The sequence below is a fragment of the Aeromonas sp. ASNIH8 genome (genome assembly GCF_002919855.1).
Taxonomy (GTDB): domain Bacteria; phylum Pseudomonadota; class Gammaproteobacteria; order Enterobacterales; family Aeromonadaceae; genus Aeromonas; species Aeromonas caviae.
Map to the genome: position 1 here is coordinate 16,673 of NZ_PQLN01000001.1, position 18,605 is coordinate 35,277.

The 18,605-nt window shown below is 60.9% G+C and carries 17 protein-coding genes and 3 tRNA genes; 5 read left to right on the plus strand and 15 right to left on the minus strand.

Annotation, left to right across the window (positions count from 1 at the left end; all coding sequences use genetic code 11):
• Positions 1-6: 6 nt before the first annotated feature.
• The 10 genes from rplL to C3418_RS00110 form a co-directional block, all read right to left on the minus strand.
• Positions 7-372, minus strand: coding sequence for a 50S ribosomal protein L7/L12 (gene rplL / locus C3418_RS00065; protein WP_010675957.1), 366 nt, complete (start codon positions 370-372; stop codon positions 7-9).
• 51 nt (positions 373-423) lie between these two features.
• Positions 424-924, minus strand: coding sequence for a 50S ribosomal protein L10 (gene rplJ / locus C3418_RS00070; RefSeq protein ID WP_042016252.1), 501 nt, complete (start codon positions 922-924; stop codon positions 424-426).
• Positions 925-1,180: 256 nt separating this feature from the next.
• Positions 1,181-1,882, minus strand: coding sequence for a 50S ribosomal protein L1 (gene rplA / locus C3418_RS00075; protein WP_010675958.1), 702 nt, complete (start codon positions 1,880-1,882; stop codon positions 1,181-1,183).
• A 4-nt stretch (positions 1,883-1,886) separates the two neighbouring features.
• A complete protein-coding gene (gene rplK, locus C3418_RS00080) occupies positions 1,887-2,315 on the minus strand; it encodes a 50S ribosomal protein L11 (RefSeq protein ID WP_005306313.1) in 429 nt (142 codons plus the stop codon).
• Positions 2,316-2,449: 134 nt separating this feature from the next.
• Positions 2,450-2,977, minus strand: a complete 528-nt coding sequence (nusG, locus tag C3418_RS00085; RefSeq protein WP_197055467.1) for a transcription termination/antitermination protein NusG — start codon at positions 2,975-2,977, stop codon at positions 2,450-2,452.
• A gap of 33 nt (positions 2,978-3,010) precedes the next feature.
• Positions 3,011-3,382 (minus strand): preprotein translocase subunit SecE, encoded by a 372-nt coding sequence (secE, locus tag C3418_RS00090; RefSeq protein ID WP_010675960.1) that lies wholly within the window; start codon positions 3,380-3,382, stop codon positions 3,011-3,013.
• A gap of 60 nt (positions 3,383-3,442) precedes the next feature.
• Positions 3,443-3,519: transfer RNA gene (locus C3418_RS00095), tRNA-Trp, on the minus strand.
• Between the two features lie 52 nt (positions 3,520-3,571).
• The gene (gene tuf, locus C3418_RS00100) at positions 3,572-4,756 is read right to left on the minus strand and encodes an elongation factor Tu (protein ID WP_005306325.1); all 1,185 of its coding nucleotides are present in this window, start codon (positions 4,754-4,756) and stop codon (positions 3,572-3,574) included.
• 172 nt (positions 4,757-4,928) lie between these two features.
• Positions 4,929-5,003 (minus strand) — tRNA-Gly (locus C3418_RS00105).
• Between the two features lie 38 nt (positions 5,004-5,041).
• Positions 5,042-5,126, minus strand: a tRNA-Tyr gene (locus tag C3418_RS00110).
• A 263-nt stretch (positions 5,127-5,389) separates the two neighbouring features.
• Between C3418_RS00110 and coaA the strand changes: the two genes are divergently transcribed.
• Positions 5,390-6,328 (plus strand): type I pantothenate kinase, encoded by a 939-nt coding sequence (gene coaA / locus C3418_RS00115; RefSeq protein ID WP_103857740.1) that lies wholly within the window; start codon positions 5,390-5,392, stop codon positions 6,326-6,328.
• 76 nt (positions 6,329-6,404) lie between these two features.
• Here coaA and birA read toward each other — a convergent pair whose 3' ends face one another.
• Both birA and murB read right to left on the minus strand, forming a co-directional pair.
• Entirely contained in the window at positions 6,405-7,370 is a 966-nt protein-coding gene (birA, locus tag C3418_RS00120; RefSeq protein ID WP_103857741.1) for a bifunctional biotin--[acetyl-CoA-carboxylase] ligase/biotin operon repressor BirA, read from the minus strand.
• Positions 7,367-8,404, minus strand: a complete 1,038-nt coding sequence (gene murB / locus C3418_RS00125; protein WP_103857742.1) for a UDP-N-acetylmuramate dehydrogenase — start codon at positions 8,402-8,404, stop codon at positions 7,367-7,369. Before murB ends, birA begins: the two co-directional genes overlap by 4 nt.
• 125 nt (positions 8,405-8,529) lie before the next feature.
• Here murB and C3418_RS00130 point away from each other — a divergent pair, with 125 nt between their 5' ends.
• Positions 8,530-9,183, plus strand: coding sequence for a TrkA family potassium uptake protein (locus C3418_RS00130; protein WP_010675965.1), 654 nt, complete (start codon positions 8,530-8,532; stop codon positions 9,181-9,183).
• Positions 9,180-10,535 carry a TrkH family potassium uptake protein gene (locus C3418_RS00135; protein WP_103857743.1) on the plus strand — a complete coding sequence of 452 codons (1,356 nt, stop codon included), beginning with the start codon at positions 9,180-9,182 and terminating at the stop codon, positions 10,533-10,535. The genes C3418_RS00130 and C3418_RS00135 overlap by 4 nt, the downstream gene beginning before the upstream one ends.
• A 73-nt stretch (positions 10,536-10,608) precedes the next feature.
• On the opposite strand, the gene C3418_RS00140 is transcribed toward C3418_RS00135, so the two are convergent.
• Positions 10,609-12,618, minus strand: a complete 2,010-nt coding sequence (locus C3418_RS00140) for a DNA topoisomerase III (protein ID WP_103857744.1) — start codon at positions 12,616-12,618, stop codon at positions 10,609-10,611.
• Between the two features lie 298 nt (positions 12,619-12,916).
• Between C3418_RS00140 and C3418_RS00145 the strand changes: the two genes are divergently transcribed.
• Both C3418_RS00145 and torA read left to right on the plus strand, forming a co-directional pair.
• Complete coding sequence (locus C3418_RS00145; RefSeq protein ID WP_103857745.1) at positions 12,917-14,047, plus strand: NapC/NirT family cytochrome c; 1,131 nt, start codon at positions 12,917-12,919, stop codon at positions 14,045-14,047.
• A 22-nt stretch (positions 14,048-14,069) separates the two neighbouring features.
• Positions 14,070-16,550, plus strand: coding sequence for a trimethylamine-N-oxide reductase TorA (torA, locus tag C3418_RS00150; protein WP_103857746.1), 2,481 nt, complete (start codon positions 14,070-14,072; stop codon positions 16,548-16,550).
• A gap of 148 nt (positions 16,551-16,698) precedes the next feature.
• Here the strand turns inward: torA and C3418_RS00155 are convergent, their stop codons facing one another.
• Positions 16,699-17,160, minus strand: coding sequence for a hypothetical protein (locus tag C3418_RS00155; RefSeq protein WP_010675970.1), 462 nt, complete (start codon positions 17,158-17,160; stop codon positions 16,699-16,701).
• Between the two features lie 89 nt (positions 17,161-17,249).
• Positions 17,250-18,596 (minus strand): sensor histidine kinase, encoded by a 1,347-nt coding sequence (locus C3418_RS00160; RefSeq protein ID WP_010675971.1) that lies wholly within the window; start codon positions 18,594-18,596, stop codon positions 17,250-17,252.
• Between the last annotated feature and the right edge of the window lie 9 nt (positions 18,597-18,605).

Here is an 18,605-nt window from a genome sequence, read left to right on the forward strand (position 1 = left end):
TGCAGATTATTTGATCTCAACAGAAGCACCGGCAGCTTCCAGCTCTTTCTTCAGAGCTTCAGCTTCGTCCTTGGACACGGCTTCTTTCAGATTGGTCGGAGCAGCTTCTACCAGGTCCTTGGCTTCTTTCAGGCCCAGACCGGTAGCGCCACGAACGGCCTTGATGACGGCAACTTTGTTGGCGCCAGCAGCAGTCAGAACTACGTCGAACTCGGTCTTCTCTTCTACTGCTTCAGCAGCAGCCGGGCCGGCCATGACGGCAGCAGCGGCAGAAACACCGAACTTCTCTTCCATAGCTTCGATCAGCTCAACAACTTCCATTACGGACATGGAAGCAACGGCTTCGATGATTTGGTCTTTAGTGATAGACATGACAAAAATTCCTGATGTTGAATAAACTCAAACAGCCTAGATAGGCGAGAATCAAGCAGCAGCTTGTTTCTGGTCGCGAACAGCAGCGATAGTACGAACCAGCTTGCCAGCAGAGGCTTCCTTCATGGTAGCCATCAACTTCGCAATTGCTTCTTCGTAAGTCGGCAGCGTGGCCAGACGATCAATTTGTGCTGCGGCGATAAACTCACCGTTAAAAGCGCCAGCCTTGATTTCGAACTTTTGGTTCGCTTTGGCAAACTCTTTGAACAGACGAGCGGCAGCGCCCGGGTGTTCGTTAGAGAAAGCAATCAAGGTAGGACCGGTAAATGCGTCGTTCAGGCACTCGTATTCGGTACCTTCTACCGCGCGACGCAGCAGGGTGTTACGCACAACGCGCATATACACACCAGCTTCACGAGCGGTCTTACGCAGGACGGTCATCTTCTCTACAGTGACGCCGCGAGAATCGGCTACAACTGCAGAAAGAGCGCCTTTGGCAGCTTCGTTGACTTCAGCAACAATTGCCTTTTTGTCTTCGAGTCCCAATGCCATTGGCTTAACTCCTGGATTGAATCCGGGTCTATTGACCCAGTACTGACACATCCCCCCTACCTTTACAACAGAGGGGAACGATGCGGTAGCAGGATTCCAGAAGAGAAAGAATCTTTCTCGCTGGGTTTCCGGCACCGTCTACGCAGGAAGAATTAAGGCTTTGCGGCCTCCTGCGGTCTTGGACGGAGGTCGAAACCCCCAACCAATCAAGGCGCAAAATTATAGATTAAATTTTGCGCCTTGTAAAACCCATCAATTAGGCCTGAGCTTCCAGGGAAGCTTGGTCTACGGCAACACCGGCACCCATGGTGGTGGAGATGCTGACTTTCTTGATGAATACACCCTTGGCGGAGGACGGCTTGGCCTTCTTCAAGGCAACCAGCAGCGCTTCCAGGTTTTCTTTCAGCTGAACTTCGTTGAAAGAGACCTTGCCCAGAGTGGTATGAATGATACCGTTCTTGTCGTTACGGTAACGAACCTGACCAGCCTTGGCGTTCTTGACGGCTTCGGCTACGTTCGGAGTGACGGTACCCACTTTCGGGTTCGGCATCAGACCGCGCGGGCCCAGGATCTGGCCCAGTTGACCAACAACACGCATGGCATCCGGGGATGCGATGACGACGTCGAAGTTCATCTCGCCTTTCTTGACCAGCTCGGCCAGGTCGTCCATACCAACCAGTTCAGCACCGGCAGCCTTGGCGGCTTCGGCATTGGCACCCTGGGTGAACACGGCGACACGGATGTCACGACCGGTACCGTGCGGCAGTACAGTTGCACCACGTACGTTCTGGTCGGATTTACGAGCATCGATACCCAGGTTAACGGCAACGTCAACGCTTTCAACGAACTTGGCGGTAGCCAGTTCTTTCAGCAGGGCAATGGCTTCGTTGATGGAGTACTCTTTGGTACCGTCAACTTTTTCGCGAATAACGCGCATACGCTTGGACAGTTTAGCCATTGTCTTACTCCTCCACTACCAGGCCCATGGAACGAGCGGAACCGGCGATGCAACGTACTTTTGCATCCAGATCGGCACCAGTCATATCCGGCTCTTTGGTCTTGGCGATTTCTTGCAGCTGAGCCACAGTCACCTTACCAACCTTGTCTTTGTTCGGCTTGGCGGAACCAGACTGGATACCAGCGGCTTTCTTCAGCAGGAAGGAAGCGGGCGGAGTCTTGGTTTCGAAGGTGAAGGAACGGTCGCTGTAAACGGTGATCACGACCGGAGTCGGAGAACCTTTTTCCAGCTTTTCTGTACGAGCGTTGAATGCCTTACAGAATTCCATGATGTTCACACCGTGCTGACCCAGAGCAGGACCAACGGGAGGGCTGGGGTTAGCACTGCCAGCCTTAACTTGCAGCTTGATATAAGCTGTGACTTTCTTAGCCATTACAAAAATACCTCAAAAATGGGTTCTAACGCCTCGGAGACATGCTCCTGCAAACGGCTCCCCAACAAATAAAGGGGCAGCGAATTATAGAGATAATCGCTGCCCCTGACAACCGTTAAACGTACAGAGATTAATCAGCCTTTTTCGACCTGACCAAAATCCAGTTCTACCGGCGTTGAGCGGCCGAAGATGAGTACGGAGACCTTCACGCGGCTCTTTTCGTAGTCCACCTCTTCAACGGTACCGTTGAAGTCGGCGAACGGACCATCGGCAACCCGGACCATCTCACCCGGTTCAAACAGGGTTTTCGGACGCGGCTTGTCGTGGGCATCTTGCAGACGATTGAGGATGGCATCCGCTTCTTTATCGGAGATAGGAGCAGGGCGATCGGAGGTACCGCCGATGAAACCCATTACACGTGGTACATTGCGTACCAAGTGCCATGTGGTTTCATCCATCACCATCTGGACCAGGACGTATCCCGGGAAAAATTTGCGCTCACTCTTGCGCTTCTGGCCAGCACGCATCTCGACTACTTCTTCGGTCGGGACCAGCACTTCACCAAACAGCTCTTCCATGCCATGCATCTTGATATGTTCACGCAGGGATTTGGCAACACGGCCTTCGTAGCCGGAAAATGCCTGCACGACATACCATCTCATACGCTGTTCACGTTGTTCAGTCATGGCTTATCCTTACACACCGGTAATCAAGTTGACCAACCAGACCAAGGCGCCGTCCAACACGAACAGCAGCAGCCCCATCACGGCAGTCACCGCCAGCACAATCAGGGTTGTCTGAATGGCTTCCTGACGGGTCGGCCATACGACCTTGCGGACTTCCAGGCGAGACTCACGGGCAAACGCCAGTGTTGCCTTGCCCTTGGTGGTTTGCAGGGCCACTGCACCGGCAGCAGCGATGACAACGACCACACCCAGGGCGCGGACGGCAGCAATAACGTCGCTCAGCAGGTAATTGCCCACTACAGCGGCCGCCAGGATGATGAAAACCAGGCCCCAAAGCAGGGTATCCTTGCTTCCGCCCTGACCCTCAGAACTAACACTCATACAACCCACCTGTATCTGACGTAACCAAAGACACAAAAGCCCCGTACGAGACGAGGTATATGGCAGGGGCGGCAGGACTCGAACCCGCAACCATCGGTTTTGGAGACCGCTGTTCTACCAATTCGAACTACGCCCCTGCATAAGAAAGCCCCTATTATAGGGGCTTTGCTTTATTTATGTAAGCCAAGATTAAGCGATAACTTTGGCTACAACACCAGCACCTACGGTACGGCCACCTTCACGGATGGCGAAACGCAGGCCGTCGTCCATCGCGATCGGCGCAATCAGGGTAACAACCATCTTGATGTTGTCGCCCGGCATGACCATCTCTACGCCTTCCGGCAGTTCGATGGTACCGGTCACGTCGGTAGTACGGAAGTAGAACTGCGGACGGTAGCCCTTGAAGAACGGGGTGTGACGACCACCTTCTTCTTTGGACAGCACGTACACTTCGGATTCGAACTTGGTGTGCGGCTTGATGGTGCCCGGCTTGGCCAGTACCTGACCACGCTCTACGTCTTCACGCTTCACGCCACGCAGCAGCGCGCCAACGTTCTCACCTGCACGACCTTCGTCCAGCAGTTTGCGGAACATTTCAACGCCGGTACAGGTGGTCTTGGTGGTATCTTTGATACCAACGATTTCCACTTCTTCACCAACCTTGACGATACCGCGCTCTACACGACCGGTAACTACGGTACCACGGCCTGCGATGGAGAATACGTCTTCGATAGGCATCAGGAACGGCTGGTCAATGGCACGCTCCGGCTCCGGAATGTAAGTGTCCAGGTGGCCAGCCAGTTCCAGGATCTTCTCTTCCCACTGAGCTTCGCCTTCCAGCGCTTTCAGTGCGGAACCACGGACTACCGGCAGGTCATCACCCGGGAAGTCGTACTCGGACAGCAGTTCGCGAACTTCCATCTCGACCAGTTCCAGCAGCTCTTCGTCATCTACCATGTCGCACTTGTTCATGAACACGATGATGTACGGAACGCCTACCTGACGACCCAGCAGGATGTGCTCACGAGTCTGCGGCATCGGGCCGTCAGTCGCTGCTACTACCAGGATTGCGCCGTCCATCTGGGCAGCACCGGTGATCATGTTTTTAACGTAGTCGGCGTGACCCGGGCAATCTACGTGAGCGTAGTGGCGGGTAGCAGTGTCGTATTCTACGTGGGAGGTGTTGATGGTGATACCACGCTCACGCTCTTCCGGTGCCTTGTCGATCTGGTCGAAGGCGAAAGCTTTACCACCGAAGTGCTTGGCCAGCACGTTGGTGATGGCGGCGGTCAGGGTGGTTTTACCGTGGTCAACGTGGCCGATGGTACCCACGTTAACGTGCGGTTTATTACGCTCAAATTTTTCTTTAGACATGATCGTCCCTCTAAACTAACGCTGAGTACGCGGTGGCAAGCTAACCACAGAACAGTTTATATGATGGATTTGAATCAAGGGGAGTAGAGAGGTTGGTGCTGACAGGCTGGTTCGATTGCCGAACTCACCCTAAGGTGTGGCTCTCAGAATTACCTGAGCCATATCAGCATCTTGGAGCGGGCAGCGGGAATCGAACCCGCATCATCAGCTTGGAAGGCTGAGGTAATAGCCATTATACGATGCCCGCATTTCTCTAACCCAAAGAACTCAAACCGCAGAGAAATATGGTGGAGGGAGAAGGATTCGAACCTTCGAAGGCAGAGCCGTCAGATTTACAGTCTGATCCCTTTGGCCGCTCGGGAACCCCTCCAGTTGCATAAATGCCACAACGGTAATTCTGCTTGCACCCGTTGTTTTTGTCGCTTTTGCTCGGCAAATAGACGACAGACATCCAAGCGTCGCGCATTTTATGGTAAGGATTTTGGGGATGCAACCATTGCACCTTGCAAAATGTGCATTTATGCCAGGATCCAGGCAAAAAAACGCGCCTTCTCCGTCCCGACCGGACGCGTCCCTTGTCGCTCCCGATCCCTTGGTGTATGGTCGCCCTGCCCAAGAAACAGTGATGACACCATGACGACAGAGCATAACCCCTATTTGCAATTCACCCGCGAACAATGGGCGTTATTGCGCGATGCGGTCCCCCTGACCCTGACCGAGCACGATCTGCAGACCCTGCGCGGGATCAACGAGAAGGTGTCATTGCGGGAAGTGGAAGAGATCTATCTGCCCCTCTCCCGTCTCCTCAATCTCTACGTCAAGGCCAAGCAGCGCCGCAGCCGGGTGCTGGAGCAGTTTCTCGGTCAGTCCCGCGGCAAGGGCACCTATATCATCAGTATCGCCGGCAGCGTGGCGGGGGGAAAGAGCACCACGGCCCGTATCCTTCAGGCACTGCTGGAGCGCTGGCCGGAGCACCCCAGGGTGGAGCTGGTCACCACCGACGGCTTCCTGTTTCCCAACAAGGAGCTGGAAGCCCGTGGCCTGATGCGCCGCAAGGGGTTCCCCGAGTCTTATGACATCCGCCATCTGGTGGAGTTTGTCGCCAATATCCGCGCCGGCCACGAGAAGGTCGAGGCCCCCGTTTACTCCCACCTCATCTATGACATCCTGCCCGACGAGAAGAAGGTGGTGGAGCAGCCGGACATCCTGATCCTAGAAGGGCTCAATGTGCTGCAAAGCGGCATGGACTATCCCCAGGACCCTCATCGCGTGTTCGTGTCGGACTTCGTCGACTTTTCCATCTATGTGGATGCCGATGCCGAGCTGCTGCGCACCTGGTACATCGATCGTTTTCTCAAATTCCGCAACGGCGCCTTCTCGGATCCCGACTCCTATTTCCACCACTACGCCAAGCTGGCCGAAAGCGAGGCGACCGAGATCGCCAACAACATCTGGCAGGATATCAACTACCTGAACCTGCAAGAGAACATCTTGCCGACCCGGGAGCGGGCCAACCTCATCCTCACCAAGGGCAATGAGCACGCCATCGAGCAGATCAAGCTGCGCAAGTGACCACTGTCGCAGTGCATACATGGAAGAGGGGGCCCGCAGGCCCCCTCTTTCATTCAGTCGTCATGAGCGTATGGGCTCAGTCCCCCCGCCGCAAGGAGAGTTCCCCTCCCAGATAGAGCTTGAGCCCCTCTTCCGTCTCCAGACGCAGGGCTCCGCGTTCGTCGATCCCCCGGGCAATCCCGCGGATCACCTGCTCTCCCATCAGCAGCTTCACCGGCTGGCCGGCGAAGTGGTCGAGCCGGTTCCAGCTCTCGACGAAACTCGCCAGTCCCGTCTGTTCGAAGGTCTGCATGGCCTGCTGCAGGTGCAGCAGCACGCAGGCGGCCAGCTCGTTGCGATCCACCAGCTCGGGCTGGATATGGCGCAGCTCGGACCAGGCCTGATCGATCTTCTCCCCCTCCCGACTCGGCATCGCCAGATTGAGGCCGACCCCGATCACCAGATGGCAGCTGGCACCCGCACTGCCGCTCATCTCCACCAGGATGCCCGCCAGCTTGCGGCCCTGGTAATAGAGGTCGTTCGGCCACTTGAGCTCGACCCCGGGATAACCGAGGGACTCCAGCGCCTCGACCACCGCCACGCCGACCGCGAGACTCAGTCCCATGGCGGCCGCCATGCCCTGCTCAAGCCGCCAGTACATGCTCAGGATCAGCTGGCAACCGAAGGGAGAAACCCAGGGTTTGCCACGACGTCCCCGCCCGGCGGTCTGGCACTCGGCCAGACAGCTTTCGCCGGAGCTCAGGGTGTTGACCCGCTCCAGCAGGTACTGGTTGGTGGAGTCGATGACAGGGAAGCAGTGCACCGGTGCCATCGGTGCCTCTGCCTGCAGCCGCCCCTCGTCATAGAGGGCCATGGGCACCGCCAGCCGATAGCCCTTGCCGGTCAAGCTGAAGAGATCCAGCCCCAGATCCTTGAGCGCGGCCATGTGCTTGCTCACCGCCGCCCGGCTGATGCCAAGGCGCTCGCCCAGCTGCTCACCGGAATGGAACTGGCCGTCGCTGAGCAGGGTGATCAGGGTCTGTCTGACGGGGGTCAGGATCATGCCAGTATCTCGTCGAGCCAGGTTTCACCACTGCGCCCCATGAAGCGCACCTCATGTTCCAGCACCACACCGAACTGGTGTTCCACGCTGTCGCGGACGTGGGCCGCCAGCGCGATGAGCTCCATGGCGCTGGCGCCCCCCAGATTGACCAGCACCAGCGCCTGCTCCTGATGCACGGCGGCACGACCGATGGCAAACCCCTTGAGACCGCACTGATCGATGAGCCAGCCAGCAGCCAGCTTTGCCTGCCCTTCTGCTGCGGGGTAGCAGGGCATCTGCGGGTATTGCTGTTTCAGGGTCTCGGCCAGGGCAGCGTGCACCACAGGGTTTTTGAAGAAACTGCCCGCGTTGCCCAGCACCGCCGGATCCGGCAGCTTGGCCATGCGGGTGGCACAGACGGTGTCGAAAATGGCCTGTGGCGAAGGGGTATCCCCCAGCGCCGCCAGCGGGCCATAACCGGCGACCGGACGCCATGCCTTGGACAGGCGCAGACCGACGGCGGTGATGAAATGGGAGTCCTGATAGTCGTGCTTGAAGATGCTGTCACGGTAACCGAACCGGCAATCGGCCGCCGCGATGCGCTCAACCTCGCCACTCTGCCAGTTGAACGCCTCCACGTAGGCACAGACGCTGGCCAGCTCGACCCCGTAGGCACCGATGTTCTGTACCGGGGCCGCCCCGACCGTCCCGGGAATGAGTGCCAGGTTCTCCAGCCCGTGCCAGCCCTGTTGCAGGGCGTGGCATACCAGCTTGTGCCAGTTTTCACCTGCCGCCACGTGCAGCAGCCAGTGCTCGGACTCCTCGTGCAGCGTGATCCCTTTCAGGCCGTTGTGGATCACCAGACCGGCAAAGTCATCGCAGAACAGGATGTTGCTTCCTCCTCCCAGCACCAGGCGCGGCAAGGTGGCCAACTCCGGGTTGGTCCGCAGTTGCGCGAGATCATCCGGCCGGGTCACATCGGCCAGCCAGAGGCAGTGTGCATCCAGGCCCAGAGTATTGAGGGTCGACAGGGAGGCGTGGGGGGTGAGTTTCATCTGTGTGTTCCGACAAGGACAAGGGCGCAGTTTACCCCAGATCCCCCGGGACAAAAAACCCGGACACTTTTCGGACTCAGGGCTCTGGAGTAGAGTAACCCCTTCATCCCGCTGAGGAAGCATGCATGAACAATCAATTCGCCGTCATCGGCCTGGGCCTGTTTGGCAGCGCCTTGTGCGAAGAGTTGCAGCGCCAGAATGCCGAGGTACTGGCCATCGACATCGACGAGAGCAAGACCCGCCAGATAGCCACCCTCTGCAACCACGTCATCGTGGCCGATGCCACCGACGAGGCCACGGTCGCCGAACTGGGCCTGGCGAATTTCGACATCGTCTTTGTCGCCATCGGCGACAACCTGGAGACCAGCATCCTGACCACGCTGGTGCTGAAAGAGGCGGGCGTGAAGAAGGTCTGGGTCAAGGCCCGCGACAAGTTCCACGCCAAGATCCTGCAGAAGGTGGGCGCGGACAAGGTGATCAACCCGGAGTGGGACATGGGCCGCCGGGTGGCCCAGAGCATGCTGGACAACCGGCTGTTCGACTACCTGGAGCTGGGTCACGACATGGTGCTGACCGAGTTCGTGATCGGCTTGCAGCAAAACACCCGCACCCTGGCCGACTTGCGCCTGCTGCAGCAAAGCGATTTCCAGCTGTTGGCCATCAAGCGGGGTGAGGTGCTGCACAACGTCCTGACCGGCAAGATGGAGCTGCAACTCGGTGACATCCTGATCCTGGCCGGCAACAAGCACGCCATCGATCACTGGCTCGACACCCTATGATCAACTGGCGCAGCAACTACGCCTTCACCCTGCATCGGGAAGACAACTCCCGCTGGAGCGAGGCCAAGCTCATCCTGGGCAGTTTCCTCATCATCCTGCTGGTTGGTACCCTGTTTCTGGTCCAGCCCTCCAGCCACAAGGGTGAGGTCACCGTCATCAACGCCCTGTTCACCGCCACCTCCGCCATCAGCGTGACCGGCCTCGGGGTGGTGGATACCGGCACCGCCTTCACCCTGCAGGGGCAGATCATCCTGTTGATATTGATGGAGATTGGTGGTCTCGGCCAGATGACCATGACACTGCTGCTCATCGCCATGTTCAGCAAGCGGGTCGGGCTGCGCCAGCAGGTGCTGGCCAAGGAGGCACTGGGCCAGGAGGGATCCGTCAACATCGTCCAGCTGGTGAAACGCATCGTCCTGTTCGCCCTGATTGCCCAGCTGATCGGCACCGCCATCATGGCCATTCGCTGGGTGCCCGACATGGGCTGGGGCCACGGCCTCTACGTCAGCTTCTTCCACGCGGTGTCGGCTTTCAACAACGCCGGCTTCTCGCTGTTTGCCAACAACCTCATGGACTACCGGGATGACCCCATCATCAGCCTGACCATACCGGCCCTGCTGATCCTGGGGGGGGTAGGCTTCACCGTCATCGTCGACCTGGTGCGCAACCGCCGCTGGCGCAAGCTGAAACTGCACAGCAAGCTGATGCTGCTGATGACCCCTGCCCTGCTGCTGCTGGGGACCCTGATGTTCTGGCTGCTGGAGCACAACAACCCTGGCACCCTGGGCAACGCCTCCTTCGGGAGCCAGTGGTTGGCAGCCTTCTTCCAGTCGGCCACCGCGCGCACGGCGGGCTTCAACACGGTGGATATCGGCCAGATGGTACCGGCCTCCCTGCTGTTCATGATGATGCTGATGTTCATCGGTGCCGGGGCGACCTCGACCGGGGGCGGTATCAAGGTCACCACCTTTGCCGTCGTCCTGCTGGCGACCCGGGCGTTTCTGACCAAGCGCCCCCATGTCACCGCCTTCGGCCGCACCCTGTCACCCCAGATAGTGACCCGCTCCCTGGCCATCATCATCGTCAGTACCATGGTGCTGATGCTGGCGATGTTCCTGCTGATGCTCACGGAGTCGCAATCATTCGACAAGATCATGTTCGAGACCATCTCGGCCTTTGCCACCGTGGGACTGTCCACCGGCATCACCGCTTCTCTGAGCGAACCGGGCAAACTGATCCTGGTGCTGGTGATGATCTGCGGTCGTCTGGGGCCCCTCACCCTGGCCATCATGCTGGCCCGCCCGGTGGAGACCCGCATCCTTTATCCGGAAGAGAGCGTCTACACGGGGTAAGCCGCTCCATCCATGCAAAGAGGGGCCACTGGCCCCTCTTCTTATTTTTATGTGATCACGGCGCGCACCAGCCTCAGGCAGCCTTGCCCCTGGTCGTCCCCTTACCAGTGCTCTTTCCAGGACTCTTCCCCGCACGAGCACTCTTGCCCGTGCTCGTGCGGGGGCGTGCGGCGGTGGACCCAGTCCGCTTGCGGCGGGCAAAGCGTTGCTTGCTGTCACCGGGCGCCGCCTTGGGCAGCGCGCTGAAGCTGGCGCCGGAATCCTGCCGCGCCCCCTCGATCAGGCCGTTGAGCTGCTCGGTGAGCGGCCCCATGAACTGCTGGTAGCTGCCGTGACGTTCGGCGATCTGACCCAGACTCTGCTCCCACAGTGCCGTCATGTCCGGTGTCGTGGCGGTCGTGGGCAGCGCCTGGACCAGGGCTCGCCCGGTCGGGGTGGCCTTGATGCTCTTGCCCTGGCGCACCAGGAAGCGGCGCTTGAACAGCAGATCGATGATCCCGGCCCGGGTCGCCTCGGTGCCCAGACCGTCGGTCTCCCGCAGGGTCTTGCGGATCTCGGGATCCTGCACATAACGGGCGATGCCGGTCATGGCAGCCAGCAGGGTGGCATCGGTAAACGGCTTGGGGGGCTGGGTCATCTTCTCCAGCAGCTCCCCCCGCTCGCACAGCAGTTCCTCCCCCTCTTTCAGGGCAGGCAGGGTTCCCGCCTCCTCCTCGTCATCCTCTTCCACTCCGAGCAGCGCCTTCCAGCCCGCCTTGAGGATGCGGCGCGCCTTGGCCTGGAACAGCCCTCCGGCGATGCGCAGCAACACCTTGCTGTCGTTGTACTCGAACGGCGGGTAGAACTGCAGCAGATACTGGCGGGCAATCAGGCCGTAAAGCTTCGCCTCGTCGGCCCCCAGGCTCGCCTCCTTCCCCCTCTTCTCGGTGGGAATGATGGCGTGGTGGGCATCCACCTTGCTGTCGTTCCACGCCTTGCTGCGGATCCTGCCATCCGCTTCGGCGACCGCCCTGGCCAGCGCAGGGGCCGTGCTGGCGATGGCCTCCCGCACCTGGCCGGCCCGGTTGAAGTGCTCGCTCGGCAGATGGCGGCTGTCGGATCTGGGATAGGTGATGAGCTTGTGCCGCTCGTAGAGGCTCTGGCAGATATCCAGCACCCGCTTGGCATCCATGCCAAAGCGCTTGGCCGCGTCGATCTGCAGGCTGGAGAGGTTGTAGGGGAGCGGCGCCGCCTGCTTGCGCGCCTGCTCCTCCACCGCCTCCACCCGGGCGGGTTGCCCCTGGATCCGCTCCACCACCTTGGCGGCCAGCGCCCGGTTGAGCACCCGTCCCTCCTCATCCTGCCAGGGCAGACATGCCTCCGATGGCAGCCACCTGGCGGTGAAACGTTCGTTGCCCTGGGTCAACAGATGGGCCATCACCTCGTAGAACGGCTTGGGAACGAAGGCCTCGATCTCGAGATCCCGGCGCACCACCAGACCGAGCAAGGGGGTCTGTACCCGACCCACCGACAGCAGTTCGCTGCAGCCCCCCTTGCGGCCAAGCAGGGTATAGGCCCGGGTCATGTTGATGCCATAGAGCCAGTCGGCACGGCTACGGGCCAGCGCCGACACCGCCAGCGGCACGAACTCCTTGTTGTCTCTGAGCTTGTCGAGGGCGCGGCGCACGGCGGGGGGATTGAGATCGCTGATGAGGCAGCGCTGAACCGGTTTGGTCTTGGGATAGCCGAGAAAGTCGATCACCTCGTCCACCAGCAGTTGCCCTTCCCTGTCCGGGTCACCGGCGTTGACCACGCAGTCCGCCTGCTTGATGAGCCCCTTGATGACGGCCAGCTGGGCCTTGGTCTTGGGTTTGGCCACCAGCTGCCACTGGGTCGGGACAATGGGAAGGGATTCCATGCGCCACTGCTTGTAGGCGGCATCGTAGGCATCGGGCTCGGCCTGCTCCAGCAGGTGGCCGATGCACCAGGTCACCACGTCTCCCTGCGCCGTCTCGATGAAACCATCCCCCTTCTTGTGCGGTTTGGGGAGGACATCGGCGATGGCGCGGCCAAGGCTGGGTTTCTCGGCGATAAAGAGTCGCATGATGGATACACCTGAATACTGTATATGTGAACAGTATACAATCCTCTCGCCACAAACCCCAAGCCCCGGGGTGGCGTACTGCCTCCTCGCCCCGGCTTGGGCATCGCCCTCACCACAGCACATCCCGCTCCAACTGGATGGGTAAAGTGAGATTTAAATTCAAAAAATCATGACAAAACAAATAACAAAACCAAAAATCAATTATATGTCGAAATTAAAACCATGACCGAGGTCAACCCTTAGAATCCTGGGACTACTACTATATTGGTAATACCCGAATTCGAAGGACACCGTCACCATGCTTAGAAAACTGTTGAGAAAGACCTGGTTCTGGCTTCTGCTGCTCGGGGCCCTGCTGGGGATCGCCGCACTGGGCGTCACCGTCACCGTGCTGCACAAGACCAGCTCCACCGAGTTCTGCGTCTCCTGCCACTCCATGCAGACCCCGCTCGCCGAATATCAGGGCAGCGTCCACTTCCAGAACGTGAAGGGGATCCGCGCCGAGTGCGCCGACTGCCACATCCCCAGTGAACCCGCCGCCTATCTCTGGACCAAGATCCGCGCCGTGAAGGACATCTATCACGAAGCGATCGGCACCCTCGACACCCCGGAGAAATACGAGGCCCACAAGCTGCGCATGGCCCAGACCGTGTGGGATCAGCTCAAGGCCAATGACTCCGCCACCTGTCGCAGTTGCCACAGCTACGCCGCCATGGACATCCTGGCCCAGCGCCCCAATGCCCGCGCCGAGCACCCGGTCGCCATCAAGGAGGGTCAGACCTGCATCGACTGCCACCGCGGCGTTGCCCACATCATGCCGGACATGAGCGGCCTGGCCGCCGCCGGTGCCAGCGAACTGGCCGCCGCCGCGGCCCAGACCCCGACCACCGTCACCACCCGCTATGCCATCGCCACCACTCCGCTCTATCTGGATGCCGGCGCCAAGACTGACGAAGGCACCCTGATGCCCTCCACCCAGGTGGAAGTGCTGGCCAACGACAACGGCCGCACCCAGGTGCGCATCGACGGCTGGCAGCAGGACGGTGTGAGCGAGGTGTTCTACGCCGCCCCCGGCAAACGGATCCTGAGCGTGCTGGTCGGCGAAGCCGCCAGAAAAGCCCTCGTGACCGGCAAGAGCGAAACCGACAGCGCCACCAACCTCACCTGGCATCAGGTCAGCCTGACCGCCTGGGTTGACCAGAGCCAGCTCATCGGCGACCAGGGCAAGCTGTGGCAATACGCCTCCACCCTGATGTCCAACAACTGCACCGGCTGTCACGGCCTCACCGCGCTGGATCACTTCAACGCCAACCAGTGGATCGGCGTCATCAAGGGGATGGAGTCTCGTACCTCCCTCACCCCGGAGCAGGCGCGCATGCTCACCCAATACGTGCAGAAACATGCCAGCGACATGAGCGCGGCCCATTAAGGCAGGAACAGAGGACTCTCCCATGACTTTTTTCAATGACCAACAGACCAACCTCTCCCGCCGTACTCTGCTCAAGGGGCTGGGGGCCTGTGCCGCCCTGCCCCTGCTGGCCGGTCTCTTCCCGAAAAGCGCCCTGGCCAAGGCCGTCAGCACGGCCCTTGAGCAGTTCCCCACCCTGGTGCCCGCCCAGAAGGGCATCCTGACCGGCGCCCACTGGGGAGCCTTCGAGGCCATCGTCTCCGAGGGCCGCATGGTGCGGGTCCAGCCGGTGGCCGACGATCCGGCACCGAATGACCTCATCGACATGGCGCCGTTCCAGGTCCACGCCAAGAACCGCATCAAGTACCCCATGGTGCGCAAAAGCTGGCTGGAGCACGGCCCGGGCGCCAGACCGGAGCTGCGCGGTGCCGACGAGTGGGTACGGGTGAGCTGGGAAAAGGCCATCGACCTGGTGGCCGGCGAGATCCAGCGCGTCCAGTCTGATTTCGGCCCCCAGGCGATCCACGCCGGTTCCTACGGCTGGAAGAGCGTGGGCATGTTCCACAACAGCCGCACCCTGCTGCACCGCCTGATGAACCTGGCCGGGGGTTTCACCGGCTATGCCGGGGACTACTCCACCGGCGCGGCCCAGGTGATCATGTCCCACGTGATGGGCTCCATCGAGGTGTACGAGCAGCAGACCGCCTGGCCCAACGTGGTGGAACACGCCGAACTGGTGGTGCTCTGGGGGGTCAACGCCCAGGTGACCCTGAAGAACAGCTGGAACATGCCGGATCACGAGGGGCAGGCCGGCTTCAAGGCGCTGAAAGAGAAAGGCACCCGGGTCATCAGCATCGACCCCGTCTACAACGAGACCGCCAAGCTGGTCGGCGCCGAGTGGATTGCCCCGAACGCCTACACCGACGTGGCCATGATGCTGGGGGTGGCCCACACCCTCTACAGCGAGAAGAAGCACGATCAGGCCTTCCTCGATCGCTACACTGTCGGCTTCGACACCTTCCTCGCCTATCTGCTCGGCAAAGAGGACGGCCAGCCCAAGAGCGCCGAGTGGGCGAGCAGCGTCTGCGGCGTCGATGCCAAGGTGATCCGCCAGCTGGCCCTCGACATGGCCGCCAAGCGCACCATGATCATGGCGGGCTGGGGCATGCAGCGTCAGCACCACGGTGAACAGCCCAACTGGATGCTGGTCACTCTGGCCGCCATGCTGGGCCAGATCGGCCTGCCGGGGGGCGGCTACGGCTTCAGTTACCACTACTCCTCCGGTGGCAGCCCCACCGCCAAGGGCGGCATTCTGGCGGGCATCTCCGCTGGCAATGCGCCGAAGAACAGCCCGGCCCCGATCCCGGTGGCCCGCATCGCCGACTGCCTTGCCAACCCGGGCAAGACCATCGACTTCAACGGCCGCAAGGTGACCTATCCGGACATCAAGCTGGTCTACGTGGCGGGGGGCAACCCCTTCCACCACCATCAGGACACCAACAACCTGCTGCAGGCGTGGCGCAAGCCGCAGACCGTGATCGTGCACGAGCCCTACTGGACGGCGACTGCCAAGCACGCCGACATCGTGCTGCCGGCCACCACCAGCTATGAGCGCAACGACCTGGAGATGGGGGGCGACTACTCCCAGCGCTACGTCTTCCCCATGCACCAGTGCGTCCCCCCCCAGTTTGAAGCCCGCAACGACTTCGACATCTTCAGCGCCATCGCCGCCAAGCTGGGCGTGCAGGAGCAGTACACCGAAGGGAAGGACGAGATGCTGTGGCTCAAACAGATGTACGACGGCATGGCGGCCCAGGCCCGTGGCGCCCGGGTGGCACTGCCGCCGTTCAACATGTTCTGGGAGTCCAACAACTACATCCGCTTCCCGATCCCGGAAGCCAACCGCCAGTGGATCCGTCACGCCGATTTTCGCGAAAACCCGCTGCTCAACCCGCTCGGTACCCCGTCCGGCAAGATCGAGATCTTCTCCAACACGGTGGCGGGGATGGGTTATGCCGACTGCACCGGTCATCCCAAGTGGTATGAGCCCAAGGAGTGGGTGAAGAGCGAGGTGGCGGCGCGCTATCCGCTGTCGCTCAACACCTCCCACCCGACCCAGCGGCTGCACTCCCAGCTCGACAACACCCCGCTGCGGGACAAGTTCGCCATCGCCGACCGCGAAGCGATCATGATCCATCCCGCCGACGCCAAGGCCCGTGGCATCCAGGATGGCGATCTGGTGCGGGCCTTCAACGAGCGCGGCCAGATCCTGGTGGGGGCCCTGATATCCGCCGATATCCGGCCCGGGGTAGTGCGGGTGTGTGAAGGGGCCTGGTATGACCCGGCCAAGCCGGGCGAAGCGGGCAGCATCTGCAAGAACGGCAACGTCAACTGCCTCACCTTCGACGAGGGCTCGTCCAGTCTGGCCCAGGGCAACTGCGGCCACATGGCCCAATTGCAGATAGAGAAGTATATCGGGCCAGTGCTCGCCAACACGGCGCACGAGGTACCGGCCAACGGCTGAGTAGAGGACTGAGCAACAAAAACGGCGCCATCAAGGCGCCGTTTTCTTATCGCAGTTTGTGGTGTGGCTCAGAATCACAAGTCACCCTCAACCATATACTCTTCCGCATACTCCACCCGCCTTGCAGCCAGAGCGCGGACAAGGTGGCTCAGAAGTCTCCTTCCACCATGTACTCTTCGGCACACTCCACCAGCTGGGGCCAGAGATCTTCCGGCACCCAGGCCTCGGGGTCATCCTCGTCACCGTCATACTGGCTCCAGAAGAAGGCTCGCAGCCCGCTTGCGAAGTCGTCGCTCAACTCAGCCAGTTCGGAGAGGGGCCCCAGCCAGGCAATGCGGCGCAGGCCGGAGGCGAGATCGTTGATGGCATCCATCAGGGTGCGATCATCCAGGCTCTGCTCCACCAGCAGGGTGAAGCGCTCGCGGGCACTCTCGGTCTGATCCTCGTCCAGCTCGCCCACGTCGGCCAGCAGGTCGACAAAATCCTCCAGCAGGAACTGGATCAGGGCATCCCTGTCCTCGAACCACTGGATCTGGGCCCCCTTGGTGCCCAGCACCGAGGCATCGAACGAATCATCGAGATGGCACAAAGCCCAAGGATCGTCAGTCATTGCTACCCTTCCTACACCTGAAACAAGAGACGTATCTTATGCCGGGTGCCGCACCCTTGCCAGCACGGCGGCACAAAAGGGGCCCCCCGTCACTCGACCCTGGCCACCTTGGGCAGGGAGAGGGAAGCGGCGAGCCCCCCCAGCTCGGCCCGCCCCATGATGAGGCTGCCACGGTAAGCCTCCGCCAGATCTGACACTATGTTGAGACCGAGCCCGGAACCCGGCACCTTCTCGTCGAGGCGCACCCCCCGCAGCACCGCCTTGGCGATCTGATCTTCACTCATGCCGGGACCGTCGTCCTCGATGCGCAGGGTGATCCAGCCCCCCAGCTCGGCGCTGGAGATGCGCAGCTCGCTGGCGGACCACTTGAAGGCGTTCTCCAGCAGGTTGCCCACCATCTCGTCGAAGTCCTGCTCCTCCACCCCGACCGCCAGATTGACCGGCACCTGCAAGTCCACCGTCTTGCCGGGATAGAGGCGGGAGAAGGCGCGGCAGATGTACTCCACCCGGGCCCGCACCGGGGTCGACACCCCGAGGATCTTGGCGGCGCCGGTCACCCGCGCCTTGCCGAGGTGGTAGTCGATGTGGCGCTGGATCTGGTCGAGCTGCTCGCCAAGGGCTGCCTGATCCTCCGGCGGCAACTGGGTCACCTGGTTGCGCATGATGCTGAGCGGCGTCTTGAGGGCGTGGGCCAGGTTGCCGGTGTGGGAGCGGGCTCGTTGCAGCAGCTCGCCATAGTGGTGCAGCAGGCGGTTGATGTCCTCCACCAGCGGCTGGATCTCCAGGGGGTAGCGCAGCCGGAACCCCTCCTGATGACCTTGATGGACGCGGCTCAGCTCGCGGCGCAGCAGGTGCAGCGGGCGCAGGCCGTAGAGGATCTGGAACATGAAGCCGAGCACCAGGCCGGTGGCGGCGAAGCCGAGGCCGAGGAAGAGGCTGATGCGGGTCTTCTTCAGGGTCTGGGTCAGGGCGCTGCTGTCCTTGGCCATCACCAGGGTGAAGACCCGATCAGACCCCGGCAGCAGCACGGTACGGGTCATGATGAGCAGGGGCTCCTTGTTGGGCCCCTTGCCGACAAAGAGATCCGGATCGCCGAAAGCCGACTTCAGGCCGTGGGCACTCAGATGGGCATCCCACAGGGAGCGGGAGCGACTGACCACCGTCTCCCCCAGCTCCAGCTGCCAGTAGTAGCCGGAGTAGGGCTGGCGATAACGGGGGTCGGCCATGGGCTCGGTGACCACCGGCATGCCGTCCGGCTGGATCTCGAGGCGGGAGAGCAGATCGTAGAGCTGCAGGCGCAGGCCATCGGCCTCCGCCTCCTGCCAGTAGTTGCGCATCATGGTCTGCAGGCTGAAGCCGGTGGCGAACAGGAAGAGACCGCACCAGACCATGGCGATCACCACCAGCCGACCTCGCAGGGTGCGTACCAGCCTCATTCAACCCAC